Here is a 20,199-nt window from a genome sequence, read left to right as displayed (position 1 = left end):
CTCAGTGCAATGATTCACCCACCAGCACAGGTGCATCATCTGCTCTGAGGTTTATAGTTTTCGGTTCATCTGCATTGGCCGCATTAATGAAATATTCTATAATGATCAGGGAAAATGCAGCGCTAATGATCATTGAAAATACCTGGTATCTCAATACAATAGGGCCTGCCATTATACTAAAGGCTCCATTGGCAAACCATAATATAAAAGCCCCCAACAATATTTTATACAAATACCCGCCGCTTTTAAAATCATTGATCACAAAAAAAATAATACAGCCGGTTAAAAATCCAAGATTGGATAAAGCTATTATGAGCGTATAAGGTGCCGCAATCCCGTCCAGGGATTCCTCCTCCGGTACATAAAAAGTTATGAGATTAGGTAAAAGATAATACTTTACATAAAGACCTGGATATTTACGCATGGCATAGGCGCCATAACTTCCGTACAACGGGGCCATAGCGGACCATTGCCACACCTTCACCTGCCGCAGCGAATCCATATGACGGATAACAGCATGCAGCGGCCTTAAACGGGGAGGTATTTTTGCCGGTGCTTCCGGTGTTGTATACGTATACATATACAGGGTATTACCTGTTTCCCGCTGGTACGTTTTAACCGTATGTATAATATACCCTCCTATAAAAACGAATATCAATAAGTTACCAGCCAGTTTAAACAGGATATATGATCTTGAAATTGCAATGATAACCATGCTGATCACCGGGTAATACAATGCATTATAACTTAGGGTAAATACCAGCAATAACAGCAGGGCATGTATTATCAACAGCGGCAGCCTGGCCCCTTTCATGATCCATAACAGTTGCGTAGCCCAACCAATACTCAAGGCAGTGAACAGCGCATCACTGGAAATTAAATTACTCACATGCAGCAGAAGCGGGTTTATGACCCCTATGAAAAATAATAGCGCGGTAATGATCTTCCCGGGCCTGAGGAAATAGGTAAGTGTGAAAATGAAGTAGAGGATAAATATTTGCAGCAATAAGTATTGGAAAAGAACCAACGCAGTAGCTGAATGGGTAAACAGGCTGCCCAGCCGCAAAAATTTAGCGTATCCCACAGGCCATATACTAATGTCCTTGTTAGCTGCGGCCATTTCCAGGTAAGCATAAGATTCCGGCAGGAAATTAGGATTGGGAAACAGGGATTTAAATACAATGAACTGTATGAGTATAAGGCCGGCAGACAGCAACAGGTATAACCTGTTTTCCCTGACATACCAGGTCCATTGCCAGAAGGTTGTACCAGGAGTATGTTCAGCCGTTAAAATGCCAATGGTGCCAAATTGCTGCATACAATTAATGATTAAACCCACCATAGCGATGTGCCGTGATAACAATACTCCGGTAGGTGTAGTGTCCTAAAAAACTAGTTCCGCCTGAAAAGGCGGAACCTAATATAATCCTCAAAATAACAGACACAACCGGGCAAGCACCCGGTGTGACCGGTAAGTTTAAGCTTCGTTGTCAGTAATAAAGTTCCTCCTATTAATTGGAATTAACGGTAGACTTTTAGACCAATTTTCCATTCAAACCAGACAATTTTACATCATTTTCACCCCTCACTGCAATAGGCTCACAGTATGCTGAACGCCGAATGCTAAACGCTTAATGCCGCCCAACCGCCCGGCCTTCAGGCCACCAAATGCCCTCCTCCCAGTCTCCACCAATCCCCTTATTCCTCCCCAACCCCTCCCAGCCTCCCAAAACACGCCTCTCACATCCCCAACCCACTTCCCCCCTCAAATTACCCGCCACCAGCTTATTTCCCCCCACCCCTCCGCTGCATTTAGCGTTAAGCATTCGGCGTTCAGCATTAAGCATTAGGAAGCATTCGGCGTTAAGCGCATTTCGTAACCGAAAATTTCCTATCTTCACTGGATTTCTATCGTATTCACGGGGGCACAATTCAACCTCAGACAAACGATTACAACTTAAAAACGCACTGGAACCTTGCAATTTCACGAATTTGGTTTTGACGACGATCTACTGGATGGTATTTACGCAATGGGCTACAACACCGCCACTCCTGTACAGGAACAGGTAATACCCCCTATTATCGCAGGCCGCGATATACTGGCCTCCGCACAAACAGGTACCGGCAAAACGGCCGCATTCCTGCTGCCCGTGCTGCATAATCTGCTTACGCAGGGCCGCGACGAACATAGCATTAACGCAATGGTGATAGTACCTACCCGCGAGCTGGCCATGCAAATAGCCCAGGCGCTGGAAGGACTAACCTACTACACCGATATCAGTTCCATAGCCGTATACGGCGGCACCGGCGGCGCTAACTTTGCCGCAGAGAAAAAGGCCCTGGCCACCGGGGTGGATATTGTCATCTGCACGCCCGGCCGCATGATAGCCCACCTGAACATGGGTTATGTAAATGTGAAAAAGCTGAAATACCTGGTGCTGGACGATGCCGATCGCATGCTGGACATGGGCTTTTACGACGATATCATCAAGATCATCTCCTTCCTGCCCAAAGAGCGCCAGAACCTCATGTTCTCCGCCACCATGCCTACCAAGATCAAACAGCTGGCAATGAAGATCCTCCAGGATCCTGAGCACATCTCCATTGCCCTGGGCAAGGCGCCGGAAAAGATCGTGCAGGAAGTTTTCATGGTGCATGAACAGCAAAAGATCCCGCTCATCAAACACGTGCTCACACAAAAGCAGTTTGATAGCGTGATCATCTTCTGCTCCAGCAAACAGAACGTAAAAACGCTATACGCGGAGCTGCACCGCGCAAAGTTCTCCATAGAGCTCATTCACTCCGACCTGGAACAGGAAAAACGCGAACAGGCCCTCCTGGATTTTAAGAACAAGAAGCTTAAAATGCTGGTGGCCACCGATATCCTGAGCCGTGGTATTGACGTTGAAGATATTGACCTGGTGATCAACTACGACGTTCCCAAAGACGGCGAAGACTACATTCACCGCATTGGACGTACCGCCCGTGCAGCTACTGACGGTACCGCATATACGTTTGTAAGTGGAAAGGAAATGGGCCGTTTTGCCCGCATAGAAAGAACCCTGGGTAAACAGGTACCCCGCGGTGTAATACCGCCGGAGATAGGTCCCGCCCCGGTAATGAAACCCCGCTCTGAACGTCCGGAAGGCGGCCACCATGGCAAGCCCCGTCACGGAGGTGGTGGAGGTGGAGGTCACCGTAAACAGGGTTCCGGCAATCATCAGCACAAATCCAGAACAGAGAACAGTGGTAGTGGTCAGTCATCCCGGTCCCAGGGCGGCGAACGTAAACAGAATAGCCAGCCTAAACGGTATAATAACCGTCCATCTTCCGGTTCGGCGCAATAAGCCATCACTATCGCACAAAATAATAGATGATCGCAAAAATGATCGCAGCAAACGCTAAGCCTGCCACAAACGTAATGGTCTGTTTACCGCGCTGATGTTCATAAGTATTGGGATCAATAAAAAAAGTGATGAATAACAAGGGGTCAACTTTCAGATCCGGGCGGTATTGTTTCAGCCCCTTCATAAACGCAGCGATCAGCTCTCCCCGGTTGGCAAAGAACACATGGAACGGATGCGCCCCGCGGAACGTTTCTTTCTGGCTTACCGGTATCCCATCCTGCATATACCACCACTGAAAATGATCTGAGCTGATCCGTGCCCCATTCACCATACCGGAAGTAGTTTCCTTATTTACATCATGGGTTAGATCCCTGATTTTCGTACTGCCGAGGGCTTTGCTAAAGGAGTGCCACTGCAGGGTTTTAACAATAGTTTTAGTGTACTGGTTATAGAACTGCACCCCGTCTTTATCCACGGTAATAGTGGTGTATCGTTTCCCTTTCAGGATCAGGTATAACAGCACTCCATTCATCACCAACGCAATGCACAGCAGTGCAAAACGTCCCCACAACGGTGTATTATCCTCCATAAACAATAAGCAAACAGCCCCTATCATCAGCCCAACCGCCGCTAACGCTAAGGCACAAACGACAATACCGAAAAAGATATTTACCTATACTAACGGCTGGGAAGTAACCGCGGTGAACGGTCTGGCATCAGGAGATAATTTCATAAGCGAAAAGCATAAAGCACAAAACATACCGCCCGTCTTCCGGCCCGGTGCAGTAATAAATCGTAAATCTAAAATCGTAAATCTAAAATCAAATTATTCTTCCACCAACTTTATCCCCGTTTGCGTAAACTCGATCTTCTTTTGTTTATACAAACTGCCCGTCGTCATTTTAAACGTCTTTTTGCTCATGCCAAAGAACGCATAGATCTCCTCTGGATCTGATTTATCATGATAAGGCAGGTAACCATTGTTCTCCTGCAGCAGCCGCAGGATCTTTCCACTTTCATCCTCCACTTTTTTGTAACCTGCCTGTCCAAGCACAACATCTATCTTATTCTCCTCCTTGATCTTTTTCACAAAACCCTGCAGGCGTTCGCCAATGTCCAGGGTGCGGAACACTTCATTGAAATGCAGCAGTCCAATATGTTGCTGGTTGATGATCACCACATAACCCAGCTGTGTACGGCGGTAAATGATCATTTCCACCGGGTCCATTTCTTTTACGGTCAGCTGTTCATTGCTCAGGTAGGGATCTATTTTTTCCGTAGCCGCAATACGGCCGGTGAGGTTATCAATGTAAATACGCACCAGGTACTCCTGTCCTTTCTGCATAGTGCTCATTTGCTGGGATCTGGGCACAAACAGGTCTTTCATCAGGCCCCAGTCCAGGAAAGCGCCCTGCTCCGTATCATCCACGGCTTTCAGCAGCAGGATATCGCCGGCTACGCCTTTGGGTTTATCGGTAGTGGCAATGAGGCGGTTCTCGGAATCATGGTACAGGAACACTTCCAGCTCGTCGCCAGGTTTGGTATCCGCAGGCACGTACCTTTTAGGCAACAGGATCTCCTGTTCGCCTCCGTCCAGGAATACTCCAAAGTCAGATGTTTTCTTCACTTTCAGCCGGTTATATGCACCAATATTGAACATGTAGTAATGGATTAATCCCGCAAAGGTAGCATAAAAACCGAAGGGGTAAGCCGGATGTAGGAAGTACGATGAAGGATGAGCTACATGCTTATCACGCACGCCATCTCAATGCACTGCGCCGTAGGTCCATACGACGGACCTTTGCCCGGCGCGCCCCGCTTGACACCGCCCCATGCCCCCACAAGCCCCTACACGACCTCCAACGCTCCATAGCCCTCCAAACAGGCGGGCGCAGTCCGGAGCTGGACCTACGCGAAAGGGCCTTTAACAAACAGTAAGGCCCTTCCGCAAAAAATCTTCAGTAAAACAAGCAATCAGCTCACCCCAATATCCCCTCAATCTCCCCCAGCTCCTCTTCCGTAAACCGCTCCGCCTTCAAACATTGCAGCGTATCCTGCAGCTGCTCCGGCCGGCTGGCCCCTACCAGCACTGAGGTAACGCGCGCATCCTTCAGCAGCCACCACAACGCCATTTGCGCCAGTGTTTGCCCGCGCCGCTGCGCCAAAACATGCAGCCCTTTGATCTGCTGCAATCTTCGCGCAGTTACATCCTGCTCTTTCAGGAAACCATGCGGCTTTGCCGCACGCGAATCCTGCGGAATACCATGCAGGTATTTATCGGTTAACAGGCCCTGTGCCAGTGGAGAAAAGGGAATACAGCCAACGCCTTCATCGCCCAGCAGGTCCAGTAAGCCATTTTCCACCCAGCGTTCAAACATGCTGTATTTGGGCTGATGGATCAGGCAGGGCGTGCCTAGCTGTTTTAAGATAGCAATAGCCCGTGCCGCCTCCTGTGCGGGATAGTTGGAGATGCCCACATACAGCGCCTTTCCCTGCCGTACCAGCAGGTCCAGGGTTTGCATGGTTTCTCCCAGCGGTGTTTCCGGGTCAGGGCGGTGATGGTAAAAGATACCTCCATAATCCAGCTGCATACGGCGCAGGCTTTGAACCAGGCTGGATACCAGGTATTTTTTGGAGCCCCAGTCGCCATAAGGCCCGGGCCACATCGTATAACCTGCTTTGGAAGAAATGATCAGCACATCGCGGTAACCGCGGAAGTCGCTGTGCAGGATACGGCCAAAGTTCTCCTCTGCCGCTCCGGGAGAAGGGCCGTAATTATTGGCCAGGTCAAAATGTGTGATGCCGCTGTCAAAAGCAGTGAACAGTATTTTACGGTAGTTATCCGGCACATCTACATGCCCGAAGTTATGCCACAGCCCCAGCGAAATAGCAGGCAACTTAATACCGCTCTTGCCGCAACGGCGATACTCCATCTCAGCGTAACGATTAGCAGAAAATCCCATATGTCTTTAAATTATTAATCCTTAATTAAACCTGCAGTGCAGCTCCACATACTTCTTAATAACCTGCACCCTATCCGATAAGTACCGCGGCGTAAAAAACCAGTTCGACCACTCCTCAAAATGCATGTACTGGTAACCAAGATAAAAGATCCAGAATATAAAACCCAGGTAAGGCACTGCTTTTAATTCATCATCGGAAAATGGGCGCACGGTACGATAGGCTTCAATAAACACCTGGAAGTCGCGGTCAGCAGCTTCCTGCGTCATTTTCCCGGCACCCACATGAAAAAAGAAATGCAGGAAAAAAGAAGCCACATCATTTGCCAGCCATCCCTTCCCGGTAAAGTCAAAATCAAAAAAGGTAAGCTGGCCCTGCTCATCAAAATGGAAGTTCTTGGGTAAAAAATCATACTGCAAATACCCATGGCTAAAGCTACCGGTAGGTAATTCATTTAACTGCTGTATCACCTTTTGTGCAGTATCCTTCAGGTACGTATATCCTTCTGCGTGATCCCTGAACGCAGGCGCCAGGGTTTCCAGGGGTTGCAGCAGCAGGCGCTTAATATCGTAGGTTTCGCGCTCATGTGGCAGCACCAGGTTGGCGGTAATGTTATGCACCTTTGCCATTTCACGGCCTACCAGCTGCAGCTGCGCTTCCGTCAGGTCATAAACATTGCTGCCTTTGGCATAGCTGAACAATACCCCGTGCCGCAGGCCTTCCGGCGCATTAAAATCCTGGATCTGGTTACCCTGAAGGTCCGGTATGGGATAGGAAACAGTGGCCCCGCCTTTGTGCAAACGGTTCAGCAGCTCTACCTCTCCCTGGATCTCGTGCAGGCTGCGATGGCTGATCCGGTACACTTTAAAAATGTACACAGGCGCACCGTCCTTTTCTATAATATAGGTATCGCTCACATTACGCAGCAGCAGGCGGCACGTAAGCGCAGGATCGCCATATTGTTGTATGATGAAGGCTTGCAGGGCTTTGGACGATAACATGGAGTACTGCACGGGGAAGCTGCTCATGGGTTAAAAAATTTAGGGACCTAAGGTAACGGTTAAAGTTTGTATTTCGTAACTTTGCAGCATGTCAGATACAGAAAGCTTACAGGAATTCTACCAGTATAAATTTAATTTCCTGCCCAATAACCTTCAGCAGGACATAGGGCATTTTAACGTGTTCAACCTGGAGGACTGCATAGGGCCTAACGGCACGCCGGCCAAATACCGCCGCCGCGAGTTCTATAAGATCACCTTAATACGGGGCGAGAATATTTACCATTATGCAGATAAAAGCCTGAAGGTCAATGGCAGCGCCCTGCTGTTCTTTAACCCGCACGTGCCCTACACCTGGGAAAATGTGGCCGACGATCCCACCGGTTTTTTCTGCATCTTCAGCGAAACCTTTTTCACAGACCGTACCCGCAACGGCCTCAATGAGCTGCCCATGTACGCCAATGGCGGCAAACCGGCCTATTTGCTCACCCCGGAGCAGGATGCCCATGTAAGCAGCCTGTTTGGGAAAATGCTGGATGAGATCAACAGCGACTACATTTATAAATACGACCTGCTCCGCAATTACGTGATGGAGCTCATCCACTTTGCCCTGAAAACCCAGCCCTCTGAAAACCTGTACCAGCACCCGGATGCCAATTCCCGCATCTGTGCCGTGTTTACAGAGCTGCTGGAACGGCAGTTCCCCATTGAGCACCCCTCACAGCGCTTTTCCCTGCGCTCTGCCAAAGACTTTGCAGAACAGCTGGCCGTGCATGTAAACCACCTGAACCGCGCCATACGGGTCACCACCGGCAAAACCACCACGGAACGCATTGCCGAAAGGCTGGTGAGCGAGGCCAAATCACTGCTCAAACATACCGACTGGAACATCTCCGAAATAGGCTACTGCCTGGGGTTTGAGGAGCCTTCCCACTTCAATAACTTCTTTAAGAAACATACCAGCATTCCCCCCTCTGCTTTCAGGGCTGTTTGAATTATGTAACCATTTGTTTGAAAGGCGTAAGCTGCGCCCGGGCTTAGGGGCGTAATTTTGCTCCATCAAAAATGTTTAACGATGGACAAGCAACAAGTATGGTTCATAACCGGCGCCTCCAAAGGCCTGGGACTGAGCTTCGTAAAACAGCTCTTACAGGCAGGTCATATGGTAGCCGCTACCTCCCGCAATACGCAGGACCTCAGCAGCTCTGTTGGTACAAGCTCTTCTCAGTTCTTACCCCTGCAGGTTAACCTGGCAGATGAGAACAGCGTAGCACAGGCGCTGGAACAAACCGTAAAAACCTTTGGCGGGCTGGATGTGGTGGTGAACAACGCCGGTTATGGCATTGGCGGCAGCGTGGAAGAAGTAACGGACGCGGAAGTACGCCAGGCCTTTGATGTAAATGTATTCGGCGCCATTAACGTGATCCGTAAAGCGCTGCCTTACCTGCGCAAACAACGTTCCGGTCATATCATTAATATCTCCTCCATTGCCGGTTTTACAGGCGGCACAGGATGGTCTATATATACCGCAGCCAAACACGCTATAGTAGGTTTATCCGAAGTGCTGGCTGCCGATGTGCAGGAGCTGGGCATCAAGGTGACCGTGGTAGCACCCGGCGCTTTCCGCACCAGCTTCCTCACACCGGATTCACTGGCCATCACGGATAATTACATTGAAGACTACACCGCCGTTCACGCCACCCACGACAAGTTCCGTAAAATGGACGGGCAGCAGGCCGGCGATCCGGAAAAGGCCGTAGCAGAAATGATCCGCATCACCACCGTACCCAACCCGCCCCTGTACTTCCTCTTAGGTACCGATGCCTATAACCGCGCCACGAATAAGCTGGAAATACTTGGTAAGGAATACAAGGCCTGGGAGGCAGTAACAAAATCCACAGACTACTAGCCGTCATTGCGAGGCCCTGCTTCGTCATTGCGAGGCCTCGCGCAAGGACTTGTGGGCAGCAAGGCCGAAGCAATCCCCAGCCATTCCGGAGATTGCTTCGTCACCCCACGCACAATAGCTTTACTCTGCGCCTCGCAATGACGGACATAACATAAAAAAGTCCTGCGTTTAAACGCAGGACTTTTCTATTTGAAGTACTCAACTCAATTATTAATTATAACAACAAAACATCAATCCTATGCGCCTGCACCATCTCCGCATGATCCGACCAGGAGAACACCGTAAAATATCCGTCCTGCGAAGCTACCAGCGCCAGGGAATCCCGCTGGTCATGCACAAACTGCGCGGCAGATAAATGCCGGGTACCGCCCAAGCTGGATGGATGTATGAGCCGTGGGCTGCCATCCATTACCGGCTCCATTAACAACACCTGCTCTGCCCTGGTGGAGTTATGCGCGCGGGTGATCTTGGCGCCAAAGGTCAGCAGCTGATGCCGGTCGTTGATCACGGTAGCGCCGTCTACGGCGGTAAGGCCGGTCACGTTCTCCACTTCGCGGCGTAAAGCATTCTGCAGGAATATATCACTTCCGTTCTTGTTATTGCAGTTGGATGATACCAGGTCCGCCACACCGGAGAATGCCGGTACTACCGGGTATTGTAAAGGATGGATCAGCGAGCCTTTCCACTCTTCATGCCGGGAGGATACTACCAGTAAAATGCCGCCCCGCCCATGCGCACGCATGGATACGGCAATTTGTATCAGCACATTTACAGGATCATTCCATACGGCCGATGAGCTAAGCCCCAGCAGGGAGGTCAGAATGGGCGGGCTATCCGGCAGCAGGCCGCTGTTCTCATCCACCACTTTTACCTGGTCGCCACGCAGCACAGCTACGTTCATGAACTTGCCCAGGCCAATAATGCGGCGCTGTTTCACTACCAGCAATGCCGGTTCTGAAACGTCCAGCACAAAACAATAGTCCGGCAGTTTAATAGTAGTACCCCAGATGTACAGCTCCTCCCCTTTATACCAGATGCCTACATGCACGCCGGCCCGCTCTACGCCGGGCGCCAGCTTGCTGAGTGTTTTGGGGTTCAGCGGCAGGGGTTGTGCAAATAACAACGGTTTGCCGGCCTGGGAAGGCGGCAAAAAGGCCAGTGATATTTTGGTGGCGTTCCCTTCTTCTTTACGAAGGCTGGCCCAGAAGGCGGTGTCAATCATCTTCTCCACGATCCATGCCTCCGGCACAGACGCCAGGTTCCTTTCCCCGTTCTCCAGGGCCGCAGTCTGATGTTTTAATAAGATCGATGCTATTGTGTCGGCAACCTTACCAGCAGCCTGGTAGGCGGTTTCATACGTCAGTTCCATACTAAAAGTATTAAGGCCATGTTTCCCTCTAAGGGCTTTCTCTCTTTTCAGTACAAATTTAACCATTTTTAGGGCACGGAATTGTCGCTAAAACTCAAAAGGCCATCCATAAAACGGAAAGGCCTTTATAAGTACTATTTGAATTTGGATGAATGACGATGATTATTGGGGCAGGTAGTGGAACCGGGCGCCCTCATATACATGGGTTTCCGTATTGCCTCCTAAGGAAAGTGCAACTGTCCTTACTGCACTAACGGGATAGTTATCACTATTGTATTCATAAGCATAGGTGGTGGTACCACTAAATCCGTTAGTACTGGAAAACGATTCTTCCACCTCATTATTAACAGAAAGATATTGAGGACCACCCAGGAAATAATAATAACCCGCCATACTCCTGAAAGGGCTGGGCTTATCCTCATAACGATAGGTCCGGGTAGTGGTTTCCCATTTTTTTGTTACCCCATCTATATATGAACTGGTCACTACGTTCTTAACCAGGTTATTTTTCTCCCAGGTATAAAAGTTAACAACAGTATCTGTTTTTGCCGCTGAGGTAAATGCGTAGGTCGCTGTTAACTGCCCCTGTGTATTATAAACCAGGGAGTCGTATGCGGTGCCACTGGTGCTTTCAGGATGATCTATCCGCACTGCCTGCCCGGCGCTGTTATAGGTTAGCACAGCCACCGTTTCTCCAGCAGGATCACTAATATCCCTTGCGAAATTATAACGTTTCATTTGCCCGTTCTCATAGAAGGGATAAACAAAAAGAGAAGTATCCGGTGGTAAACCGTCAAATGTAATATTAGCTAACCGCTTTAAGGTTCCATCGGAGTTATAATCAAGTGCAGTGCTGTCCCAGGGCGATAAATAGCTGCTAATGGTAAGCAACACCTCCGGTTCAGGTACGGGATCATTGTTGTCATTATCCTTGCTACAAGACGCATACAGTACCATAATACCTAGGAGGGATAATAAGTGCAATCGCATAGTTGACAGACCAATTCAGACCACAAAACTAGATATTGCGTTTAGCCGTACAATAACATCTAAGTACCATATACCTGTCCGTTTCCGGACACCGCCCGTTCGCATACGAACATTCCCCCATCACCTCCCACCCCGCCAGCCCCTACTGCTAGCGGGCTACGCAATATGGCAACCTAATTGCGACTTTCTTCCCGGACAATAATTATTAAACACCCGCCTATGTTTAAAAATTACATCAAGGTAGCGTTACGCAACCTGCTTAAACACAAAAGCTTTTCCCTCATTAATATTTTTGGCCTGTCTATGGGCATGGCTATAACCATGGTCATCGGGTTATGGGTATGGGATGAATTATCCTTTGACAAGTATCATACTAACTACCCGCGCATTGCACAGGTATGGCAGCATGCAACAGACGGCAAGGAAAGTGGCGCCGGAACCTCAACGCCGGTTCCCCTGGGCGCAGAGCTGCGCATGGCATATCCGGATGATCTCAAATACGTGGTAAGGGCCGGCGGTGGGCAGTACACCATTGCTGCCGGCGATAATAAATTCACACAGGACGGTTGTTTTATAGAACCGGATGGGCCGGAAATGTTCAGCTTTCGCATGCTGCAGGGCACGCGCGACGGGCTTAAAGATCCCTCCTCTGTTTTAATATCCCGGTCGCTGGCCCAAAAGTTATTTGGTAAAGAAGACCCTATGGGAAAACTGGTAAAGATCACCAACATCATTTCCCTGAAGGTGGCCGGCATTTATGAAGATCTTCCCGAAAACAGCACCTGGCACAGCACAACCTTCTTTGCACCCTGGGATAAATATGTAAGCACCTGGGATTGGGTGAAGAACCTGAAAGATGATTGGGGCAGCAATATTACAAACACCTATGTACAGATAGCAGACCATGCGGATATGGATAAAGTATCTGCAAAGATCAGCGGTGTAATGACCCGCAAACATCCTGAAAAGAATTATAAGGTAGACCTGTTCCTCCATCCCATGCACAAGTGGCACCTGTATTCCAACTTTGTGAATGGTGTAAACAGCGGCGGGCTTATCACCTTTGTATGGCTGTTTGGTATCATTGGCACGTTTGTATTGCTGCTGGCCTGCATTAACTTTATGAACTTAAGCACGGCACGTTCAGAAAAACGTGCCAAGGAAGTAGGTATCCGCAAGGCCATCGGCTCGCTGCGCTCACAGCTCATCAACCAGTTCTATAGCGAGTCTGTGCTGATGTCGTTGTTTGCATTTGTGCTGGCCATTATTTTTGTGATCACCATGCTGCCCTGGTTTAATACCGTAGCAGATAAACACATTGTTTTCCCCTGGACCAATGCCTGGTGCTGGATAGCAGGGATCGGCTTTTCATTGCTCACCGGTTTTATTGCAGGCAGCTATCCCGCCATTTACCTCTCGTCTTTTCAGCCGGTAAAAGTATTAAAAGGCACTTTCCGCGCAGGCCGTTTTGCATCCCTGCCCCGTAAAGTATTGGTAGTAGTGCAGTTTACCGTATCTGTACTGCTCATCACCGGCACCGTGATCGTATACCGGCAAATACAGTATGGCAAGAACCGCCCTGTGGGTTACGACCGCAATGGGCTTATCTCCATCCACGAAACCACGCCCGAAGTATATAAGAATTACGACATTATTCACCGCACCTTACTGGAAAATAATATTGCAGTAGAAATGGCGGAATCACAATGCCCTATTACTGATATCTGGGCCAACTCCGGTGGGTTCGACTGGGCAGGTAAAGACCCGTCCTTTGAGGCGAATTTTGCGAACATTGGCGTGCGCCATGAGTTTGGTAAAACCGTTAACTGGAAGTTCAGGGAAGGGCGTGATTTTTCCAAAGCATTTGCATCAGATTCCATGGCGGTGATATTAAATGAAGCTGCTGTGAAATACATGGGTATTAAAGGCGATCCCATAGGTATGACTATACGTTGGAATGGCCAGGATTACCATGTGATAGGCGTTACGGAAGATATGATCATGACCTCTCCTTACCGCGCCGTACCGCAAAGTGTTTTCAGCATTTTGCATGAGGGCGGTAACATCATCAACATCCGGCTGAACCCACGCATGAATATGAGCGAAGCGCTGAAAAAGCTGGAAGCTGTTTTTAAACAATACAATTCCTCCGCACCTTTTGAATATACATTTGTAGACCAGGAATACGCAAAGAAGTTCGGCGCCGAAGAGCGCATTGCAAAACTCTCCACCGTATTTGCCGCACTGGCTATTGTTATCAGCTGCCTGGGACTGTTTGGATTAGCCTCTTTTATTGCAGAACAACGCACCAAGGAAATTGGTATCCGCAAAGTACTGGGGGCTTCTATCTTCAATTTATGGCGCATGTTATCCAAAGATTTTGCGCTGCTGGTTGTATTATCCTGCTGTATAGCTACCCCTATTGCCTGGTATTTTCTGCATCAATGGCTGCAGCAATATGAATACCGTACAAATATTTCGTGGATAATTTTTTTAGCCGTAGGGGCGGGAGCGTTATTCATTGCACTATCAACCGTTAGTTATCAGGCAATTAAAACAGCATTATCAAATCCCGTAAAAAGTTTACGGGCAGAATAAACATATTGTTAATAACTATTACGGGTATACCCTGCACAAATAGTAAATATCTTTCATATATTTGCAACCATAACCCCTGAAAGATATTTACTATTTATCCGCTCTATGCCCGAAGAAAAGTTGGTTGTTAAGCACTTCCGGTTATTCACCTTTAACGTAATTGGCCTGGTAACGATCCCCTGCCTTTTTGCAGGTAACCCAGGCGCCGGACTAATGTACCGGAAAGCCTTGTCCACCAGGGATTCCGTGATCATCCCGCAGCCGGGAGCAGATACTATCAGCATCTCCATTGTGGGGGATATGATGGTAGGTTCCAGCTATCCTTCTCCCCTTTACCTGCCCGCAGCAGGTGAAGGAAATATCCTGCAGCATGCCATTCCCTTATTACAGCAAACAGACCTGCGCATCGGTAATCTTGAAAGCGCGGTATCTGATAGTGCAGCCGTGTATAAACAATGCGGCTTAACGCAGTGTTTTGCTTTCCGCACACCACTTAAATATGCACAGTGGTATAAGGAAGCCGGCTTTGAATATCTTAACCTGTCTAACAACCATTCTTATGATTTTGGAGATAAAGGTGTGCAACATACGCTTGCTTTTTTACGTAACAACAACATACGCACCAGTGGTGTTACCCAGCACCCATTTGATACACTAACGGCCCGGAATACACGCTTTGGATTTGTTTCCTTTGCCCCGCACAGCAACTGCCTTAACATGAACAACGACTCACTGGTACAGGCATACGTAGCGCGTGTAAGGCCCCTGTGTGATGTGCTCATTGTATTCTTTCATGGCGGTGCAGAAGGTACTACGCGTACGCATACCCCAAAACGGCGGGAAATATTCCTGGGCCAGGACCGTGGCAATGTAACACACTTTGCACGTTTGTGTGTGGATGCCGGCGCTGATATGGTCATAGGCTCCGGCCCGCATGTGGTAAGAGGGATGGAAGTATATAAGCAAAAGCTGATCGCGTACAGCCTGGGTAACTTTGCCACCTATCACCTGTTTAACCTGAAACCGCCCTACAACGTAGCGCCCCTGCTGCAGGTAAAGATCACCGGTAAAGGCGAGCTCATAGATCATAAAGTATTTTCTTTTGTACAGCAGGGCGAAGGCGTACCTATGCCGGATAGCAGCATGCAGGCGTATAAGATGATCCAAAGCTTATCTGCACAGGATTTTGGATTTAAACAGGTAAATGCAGGCCTGCACGATACCCTCAACATATCTGCCGTGGGTTTAAACCGCAACAGGTATTGTTCAACTTTTCAACCCTAAACTTAACATCGCCGCTTAGGAATTTCTTGCTATTTTTAGTGATCTGTTAACCAAATTAAATCATGGAACCCATGAGAAAAACCCTCATTTTCACCTGCCTGGCAGTATTTTTCCTTGCCCGGAGCTTTGCTTCAACACCTGTATTTAAAGCGCACACCAATGCTACTACCAAACACAAGGTGGCAGCCACATATGACGTGCGTATTACGCTGGTGCATACGGATGGCTCACCGGTAACCGGCGGCACCGGCCTGCACGGTTTCTGGGCCCGTAATGAGGCTACCGGCACTTACTATGACCCTACTGACCGGGAAGGTTATGAGTTTGAAGGATTACCCGCCGGCACGTACACCTTTGGCGCTTACCCCGGTAACTGGGACGGCGCAGTGTCTAAAACCGTTACGCTCAGCAGCGGCGATGTTGGCCCGGATGGTTTTATTACCGTAACATTAGTGTATTGGGTAGAGTAAACCGCCCGTACTGTACAACACTTTTATAGCCGGTCGCTGCAGGGCCGGCTTTCTTTTTACCCCATAAAATATTACATTGGGTAACAAGTACTCCACGTCATATGATCAATATTAATTCCAACGGTAAAGCGCAAAACACTTTTGACGCTATAGTGATAGGCTCCGGCATCAGCGGCGGATGGGCCGCCAAAGAGCTGTGCGACCATGGCCTGCAAACCCTGGTGCTGGAAAGGGGCCGCAATGTAGAACATAACAAAGACTACCCTACCGCTACCAAAGCGCCCTGGGAATTTACCCACCGCGGGCAAATGACCAAACAGTTCCTACAGGAGAACCCGCTCATCAGCAAGGCCGCAGGCTTTGGAGAAGACACCGCACACTTTTTCATTAAAGACAAAGATCATCCCCACATACAGGAAAAACCGTTCGCCTGGATCCGGGGTAACCAGGTAGGCGGCAAATCACTTACCTGGGGCCGTGCCTGCCAGCGCTGGAGCCCGTTTGAATTTACCGCCCCGCAACGTTACGGCTACGGCATTGGCTGGCCCATTGGGTATGATGATGTAGCACCCTGGTACACGCATGTGGAAGAATTTATTGGCGTATGCGGCACCCGCGATGGCATTGCCGCTATGCCGGACGGCTCTTTTCTGCCACCGTTTGAATTTAACTGCGTGGAAGCGCTGGTACAGAAAACCGTTAAACAGCATTACCCCGGCCGGCATCTTGTACATGCCCGCTGGGCGCATATTACAGAACCCAAACCCATTCACCTGGAACAGGGCCGCGTAAAATGCCAGGCGCGTAATTTATGCATGCGGGGCTGCCCGTTTGGCGGGTACTTCAGCTCCGTATCCTCTACCCTGCCCTGGGCAAAAAAAACAGGCCATTTAACCATCCGCCCGTTCTCTGTAGTACATTCCATTATATACGATGAGCAAAAACAAAAGGCTATAGGCGTACGCGTTATAGATGCCAATACCCATGCCGCTACCGATTATTTTGCACAGGTTATTTTCGTGAATGCATCGGCATTGAACAGTACCCTGGTACTGCTCAATTCTACTTCCAGCCGCTTTCCCAACGGCCTTGGGAACGACAATGGCCTGCTGGGCCATTACGTAGCCTTTCATAACTACCGGGCCTCAGTAAATGGTACGCTGGATGGATTGGATGACCGTTACTATTTTGGCCGCAACCCCACAGAGCCCATTATAGCCAACTACCGAAACCTGGAAAAGCAGGACACCGATTATGTTGGCGGCTTTACTACTTTCATGGGCGCCTACCGCCAGCGGCTGGATGATTCGCACACCACAGAAACCATTGGCGCTGCTTACAAAGAAGCGCTTACAGAACCCGGCGGCTGGCACGTGTATATGTACATGCAGGGCGGAACCATTCCCAAAGCCAGCAACCACGTACGTTTAAGCAAAGATCAGAAAGACCAGTGGGGCATTCCGCTGCTGGTAATGAATGTGGGTTATGATGATAATGATGAAAAGATGATCAGGGACTTCCTGGCCCAAAGCGCCGCCATGCTGGGAAAGGCCGGCTGCAAGAACATACAGCAATACGATAACCACCAGGCGCCCGGCCTGGATATTCATGAAATGGGCGGCTGCCGCATGGGCAGCGATCCTAAAACCTCTTTACTGAATGAATGGAACCAGCTGCACCACTGCAAAAATGTATTTGTAACAGATGGCGCCTGCATGGCCAGCACCGGCAATCAAAGCCCTTCCCTGCTGTATATGGCGCTTACCGCGAGAGCAGTGGATCATGCGGTGAAAGAAATGAAAAAGGGAGCCCATGGACTATAAACCATGGACTCCCGTACTACTACCGGTGTAATCCCTTCTTCTTCAAATAAGCCAGCAACTCTTCCGGGTAATTAGTCTGTATACAATTCGCATACTTAAACGCCTTCATCATCGCGTCAAAGCCACTATCTTTTTGTTTTTCCTCCATATCGTCATACTTGCCCAGGGCATTGATCCACACGCGTTCTCCGTGTACGCGTACGCGGCTCATCAAACTATCGGAATAAAAAGAATCATCAATGTGAATGGCGGCGTATTTACCCTGCTGCATGATCTTTTCTGTTTCCTCCGCGTTATGCGATCGGGGCATAATGGGAATGTTGGGATCCAGGTCGTGCAGGTAGGGTGCGTATTTGGCGGCATACAGGAAAAATAATACCTGCGGGGCCGTTTGGGTAGCCTCTACCAGTGCGCAGGTTTTCTTAGCAGCTTCCGGTGATGCTTCCTTGAAATCAATGTCCAGCATGGCCTTGCCTTTTAACAGCTTCAGCGCTTCCTCAAAGGTGGGGATCTTTTCTTCCGTAGGCTGGCCGTTAAACAGCAGGCGGAATGCCTGCAGCTGTTGGTACGTGTAATCCCTTACAGCGCCGGGCTGGCCTGTGGTGCGGGTAATGGTGCCGTCGTGCATGATCACCAGCACACTGTCTTTGGTGGAGCGTACATCCAGCTCTACCACATCAACGCCTATACGGATAGCTTCTTTAATAGCGGCAATAGAATTCTCCGGGTACTTGTTATGTGCGGCACGGTGGGCGGTTACCAGCACACGCTCCGGGTGGTGGTAAAAATCTTCCAGGATGGGTTCCACCCTGGATTGCGCCTGTGATAACAGTTGCGTGCAAAGCAGCAACGCAACAGCAAAACTAAATTGCTTCATTTTTAATATTTAATGGTAGTAATTAATATCCGTCGTTCTGCGGAAAGGGTACGGTTGAAAGATCGCGCTGCGACTGCGGAATGGGCCTCAGTGCATGGATCGGCTTAATGTTGGCGCCGTTCGGGTTGTACAGCTTCACACGATCCACCAGCTTACCGGTGCGTACAAGGTCCATCCAGCGGCCTTCTTCCCCGCCCAGCTCACGGGCCCGTTCATCCAGCACAGCATCCATATTCAGCTGTGCAGCAGTCAGCCCAGGCATGGTGGTACCTGGTTTGGCGGCACGGCTGCGCACTTTGTTCAGGTAGGTTACACCCTGCTCCGGCTTACCATCCAGCATCAATGCTTCTGCTGCAATGAGGTAGGTATCTGATAAACGGTACACAAAATAATCGCGAAAGCCGTTCAGGTCCTGCGGGGAGGCGCGGGTAGGATCATCATGTTTTTTGATGCCCCAGTGCATGTTATCTGTATTGGGTGCAATGGTAGATGTTACGCCCGGGCTGATCTGCCATACCACGGTATCGCCCAGCTTTTTACCTGCAGGCAGGTTGGCGGGGTTGTTATAGAACCAGTATATGCGGAAGGTAACATCAAAACGACTGTCGTTCTTATCAAACAGGTTGCGGAAGAAGGGTGTGGGCCGGAAGCGTGTGTACGGACGGCCACCCTGGTTCACATCGCGCAGCAGGCCAAACTGGTCGTAGGCGGGCGTAAAAAAGGCATTACCCTGGTTGCCATCGCCATTGAACAATGCATTGTTAATGTATTGTACGGCAAAAAGCACTTCTGCATTCTTCTGGTTGTTATAGTCAAATACACTTGCATAGGCTGGCAGCAGCTGGTAAGGCCCTTCATTGATCACTTTTGCAGCGGCAGTAGCGGCACCGGTATAATCCTTCAGCAGCAGGTCTGTTACAGCTAACTGGTGCAGGGCAGCGCCTTTGGTGATGCGGCCATACTCCTGCGTGGTCCAGTCAAGGTTGTCCACTGCAAACTGTGTATCTTCCTGCATCTTTTTCCAGATATCGGCTTTAGGTGTTCTGCCGGCATTGGTTACCACGCCTTTGGTTTCATGATCTGTATACACTACATCGCCAAACTGCAGGGTTAACCAGTAATAATAATGCGCGCGTAAAAAGCGTACTTCTGCTTTGTAGTGGTTGCGCAGCGCTTCATCCATGGTAATGGCGTCTATGCGGTCCAGGATGGTATTGGCGGCATTAATGCCTGCATAACAATTGGTCCACAGATCATACAGGTAACCGGCAGAGGCATTCAGCGCAGTGGAGTAATCGTCCATGAACTTATAACCACCGTCTTTTCCATGCTGAAAAATATCCGTGCCCATGGTGGTAAGGGTAAACCCTTTCTGCGATCCATATAAGCCGCGCAGCTGGCTGTATACGCCGGTAACGCCGTTGTTAATGCCGGCTGCATCACTGTAAATAGCCTCCGGCACGGGCTTATACAGGTTCTTCTCTTCCAGGCTGCAGGAGCTGATGCCCAGCCAGCTGCATATGAAGAACAGGAAAGTAAATAATTTATAACGTTGCATAGCGGTTGTTTGATC

Annotated in this window: 16 protein-coding genes; 7 read left to right on the top strand and 9 right to left on the bottom strand. The window is 49.3% G+C overall.

The annotated features are described in order from the left end of the window. Position 1: 1 nt before the first annotated feature. Positions 2-1,318 carry a hypothetical protein gene (locus KVT36_RS04600; RefSeq protein ID WP_217602325.1) on the bottom strand — a complete coding sequence of 439 codons (1,317 nt, stop codon included), beginning with the start codon at positions 1,316-1,318 and terminating at the stop codon, positions 2-4. 658 nt (positions 1,319-1,976) lie between these two features. Here KVT36_RS04600 and KVT36_RS04595 point away from each other — a divergent pair. After that, complete coding sequence (locus KVT36_RS04595; protein ID WP_217602324.1) at positions 1,977-3,347, top strand: DEAD/DEAH box helicase; 1,371 nt, start codon at positions 1,977-1,979, stop codon at positions 3,345-3,347. Positions 3,348-3,354: 7 nt separating this feature from the next. Here the strand turns inward: KVT36_RS04595 and KVT36_RS04590 are convergent, their stop codons facing one another. From KVT36_RS04590 to KVT36_RS04575, 4 genes are all read right to left on the bottom strand, one after another. After that, positions 3,355-3,936 carry a hypothetical protein gene (locus KVT36_RS04590; RefSeq protein ID WP_217602323.1) on the bottom strand — a complete coding sequence of 194 codons (582 nt, stop codon included), beginning with the start codon at positions 3,934-3,936 and terminating at the stop codon, positions 3,355-3,357. Between the two features lie 237 nt (positions 3,937-4,173). Beyond that, entirely contained in the window at positions 4,174-5,007 is an 834-nt protein-coding gene (locus KVT36_RS04585) for a S1 RNA-binding domain-containing protein (protein ID WP_217602322.1), read from the bottom strand. A gap of 319 nt (positions 5,008-5,326) precedes the next feature. Continuing rightward, the gene (locus KVT36_RS04580) at positions 5,327-6,310 is read right to left on the bottom strand and encodes an aldo/keto reductase (protein ID WP_217602321.1); all 984 of its coding nucleotides are present in this window, start codon (positions 6,308-6,310) and stop codon (positions 5,327-5,329) included. A gap of 21 nt (positions 6,311-6,331) precedes the next feature. Continuing rightward, positions 6,332-7,336, bottom strand: coding sequence for a phosphotransferase enzyme family protein (locus tag KVT36_RS04575; RefSeq protein WP_217602320.1), 1,005 nt, complete (start codon positions 7,334-7,336; stop codon positions 6,332-6,334). A gap of 61 nt (positions 7,337-7,397) precedes the next feature. On the opposite strand from KVT36_RS04575, the gene KVT36_RS04570 reads away from it, so the two are divergent. Both KVT36_RS04570 and KVT36_RS04565 read left to right on the top strand, forming a co-directional pair. Beyond that, positions 7,398-8,300, top strand: coding sequence for an AraC family transcriptional regulator (locus KVT36_RS04570; protein ID WP_217602319.1), 903 nt, complete (start codon positions 7,398-7,400; stop codon positions 8,298-8,300). An 81-nt stretch (positions 8,301-8,381) separates the two neighbouring features. Next, positions 8,382-9,215: an SDR family NAD(P)-dependent oxidoreductase gene (locus KVT36_RS04565; protein WP_217602318.1), complete on the top strand. Its 834-nt coding sequence runs from the start codon at positions 8,382-8,384 to the stop codon at positions 9,213-9,215. A gap of 214 nt (positions 9,216-9,429) precedes the next feature. Here KVT36_RS04565 and KVT36_RS04560 read toward each other — a convergent pair whose 3' ends face one another. Then, positions 9,430-10,584: a putative sensor domain DACNV-containing protein gene (locus KVT36_RS04560; RefSeq protein WP_217602317.1), complete on the bottom strand. Its 1,155-nt coding sequence runs from the start codon at positions 10,582-10,584 to the stop codon at positions 9,430-9,432. 162 nt (positions 10,585-10,746) lie between these two features. Next, positions 10,747-11,574 carry a hypothetical protein gene (locus KVT36_RS04555; RefSeq protein ID WP_217602316.1) on the bottom strand — a complete coding sequence of 276 codons (828 nt, stop codon included), beginning with the start codon at positions 11,572-11,574 and terminating at the stop codon, positions 10,747-10,749. A 219-nt stretch (positions 11,575-11,793) separates the two neighbouring features. Between KVT36_RS04555 and KVT36_RS04550 the strand changes: the two genes are divergently transcribed. The 4 genes from KVT36_RS04550 (at position 11,794) to KVT36_RS04535 (ending at position 17,749) form a co-directional block, all read left to right on the top strand. Then, positions 11,794-14,172: an ABC transporter permease gene (locus KVT36_RS04550; protein ID WP_217602315.1), complete on the top strand. Its 2,379-nt coding sequence runs from the start codon at positions 11,794-11,796 to the stop codon at positions 14,170-14,172. A gap of 105 nt (positions 14,173-14,277) precedes the next feature. Beyond that, complete coding sequence (locus KVT36_RS04545) at positions 14,278-15,456, top strand: CapA family protein (protein WP_217602314.1); 1,179 nt, start codon at positions 14,278-14,280, stop codon at positions 15,454-15,456. 71 nt (positions 15,457-15,527) lie between these two features. Next, a complete protein-coding gene (locus KVT36_RS04540; RefSeq protein ID WP_217602313.1) occupies positions 15,528-15,926 on the top strand; it encodes a hypothetical protein in 399 nt (132 codons plus the stop codon). Between the two features lie 101 nt (positions 15,927-16,027). After that, positions 16,028-17,749 carry a GMC oxidoreductase gene (locus KVT36_RS04535; RefSeq protein ID WP_217602312.1) on the top strand — a complete coding sequence of 574 codons (1,722 nt, stop codon included), beginning with the start codon at positions 16,028-16,030 and terminating at the stop codon, positions 17,747-17,749. Positions 17,750-17,768: 19 nt separating this feature from the next. Here the strand turns inward: KVT36_RS04535 and KVT36_RS04530 are convergent, their stop codons facing one another. Beyond that, complete coding sequence (locus KVT36_RS04530; RefSeq protein WP_217602311.1) at positions 17,769-18,626, bottom strand: glycerophosphodiester phosphodiesterase family protein; 858 nt, start codon at positions 18,624-18,626, stop codon at positions 17,769-17,771. A 22-nt stretch (positions 18,627-18,648) separates the two neighbouring features. Next, the gene (locus tag KVT36_RS04525) at positions 18,649-20,184 is read right to left on the bottom strand and encodes a RagB/SusD family nutrient uptake outer membrane protein (protein WP_217602310.1); all 1,536 of its coding nucleotides are present in this window, start codon (positions 20,182-20,184) and stop codon (positions 18,649-18,651) included. Positions 20,185-20,199 lie beyond the last annotated feature (15 nt).

Origin of the sequence: Chitinophaga sp. GbtcB8 (genome assembly GCF_019091455.1) — a bacterium.
Taxonomy (GTDB): Bacteria; Bacteroidota; Bacteroidia; order Chitinophagales; family Chitinophagaceae; genus Chitinophaga.
The sequence above is the reverse complement of the archived record's forward strand: the minus strand, read 5'-3'. Positions and strand labels throughout refer to the sequence as shown.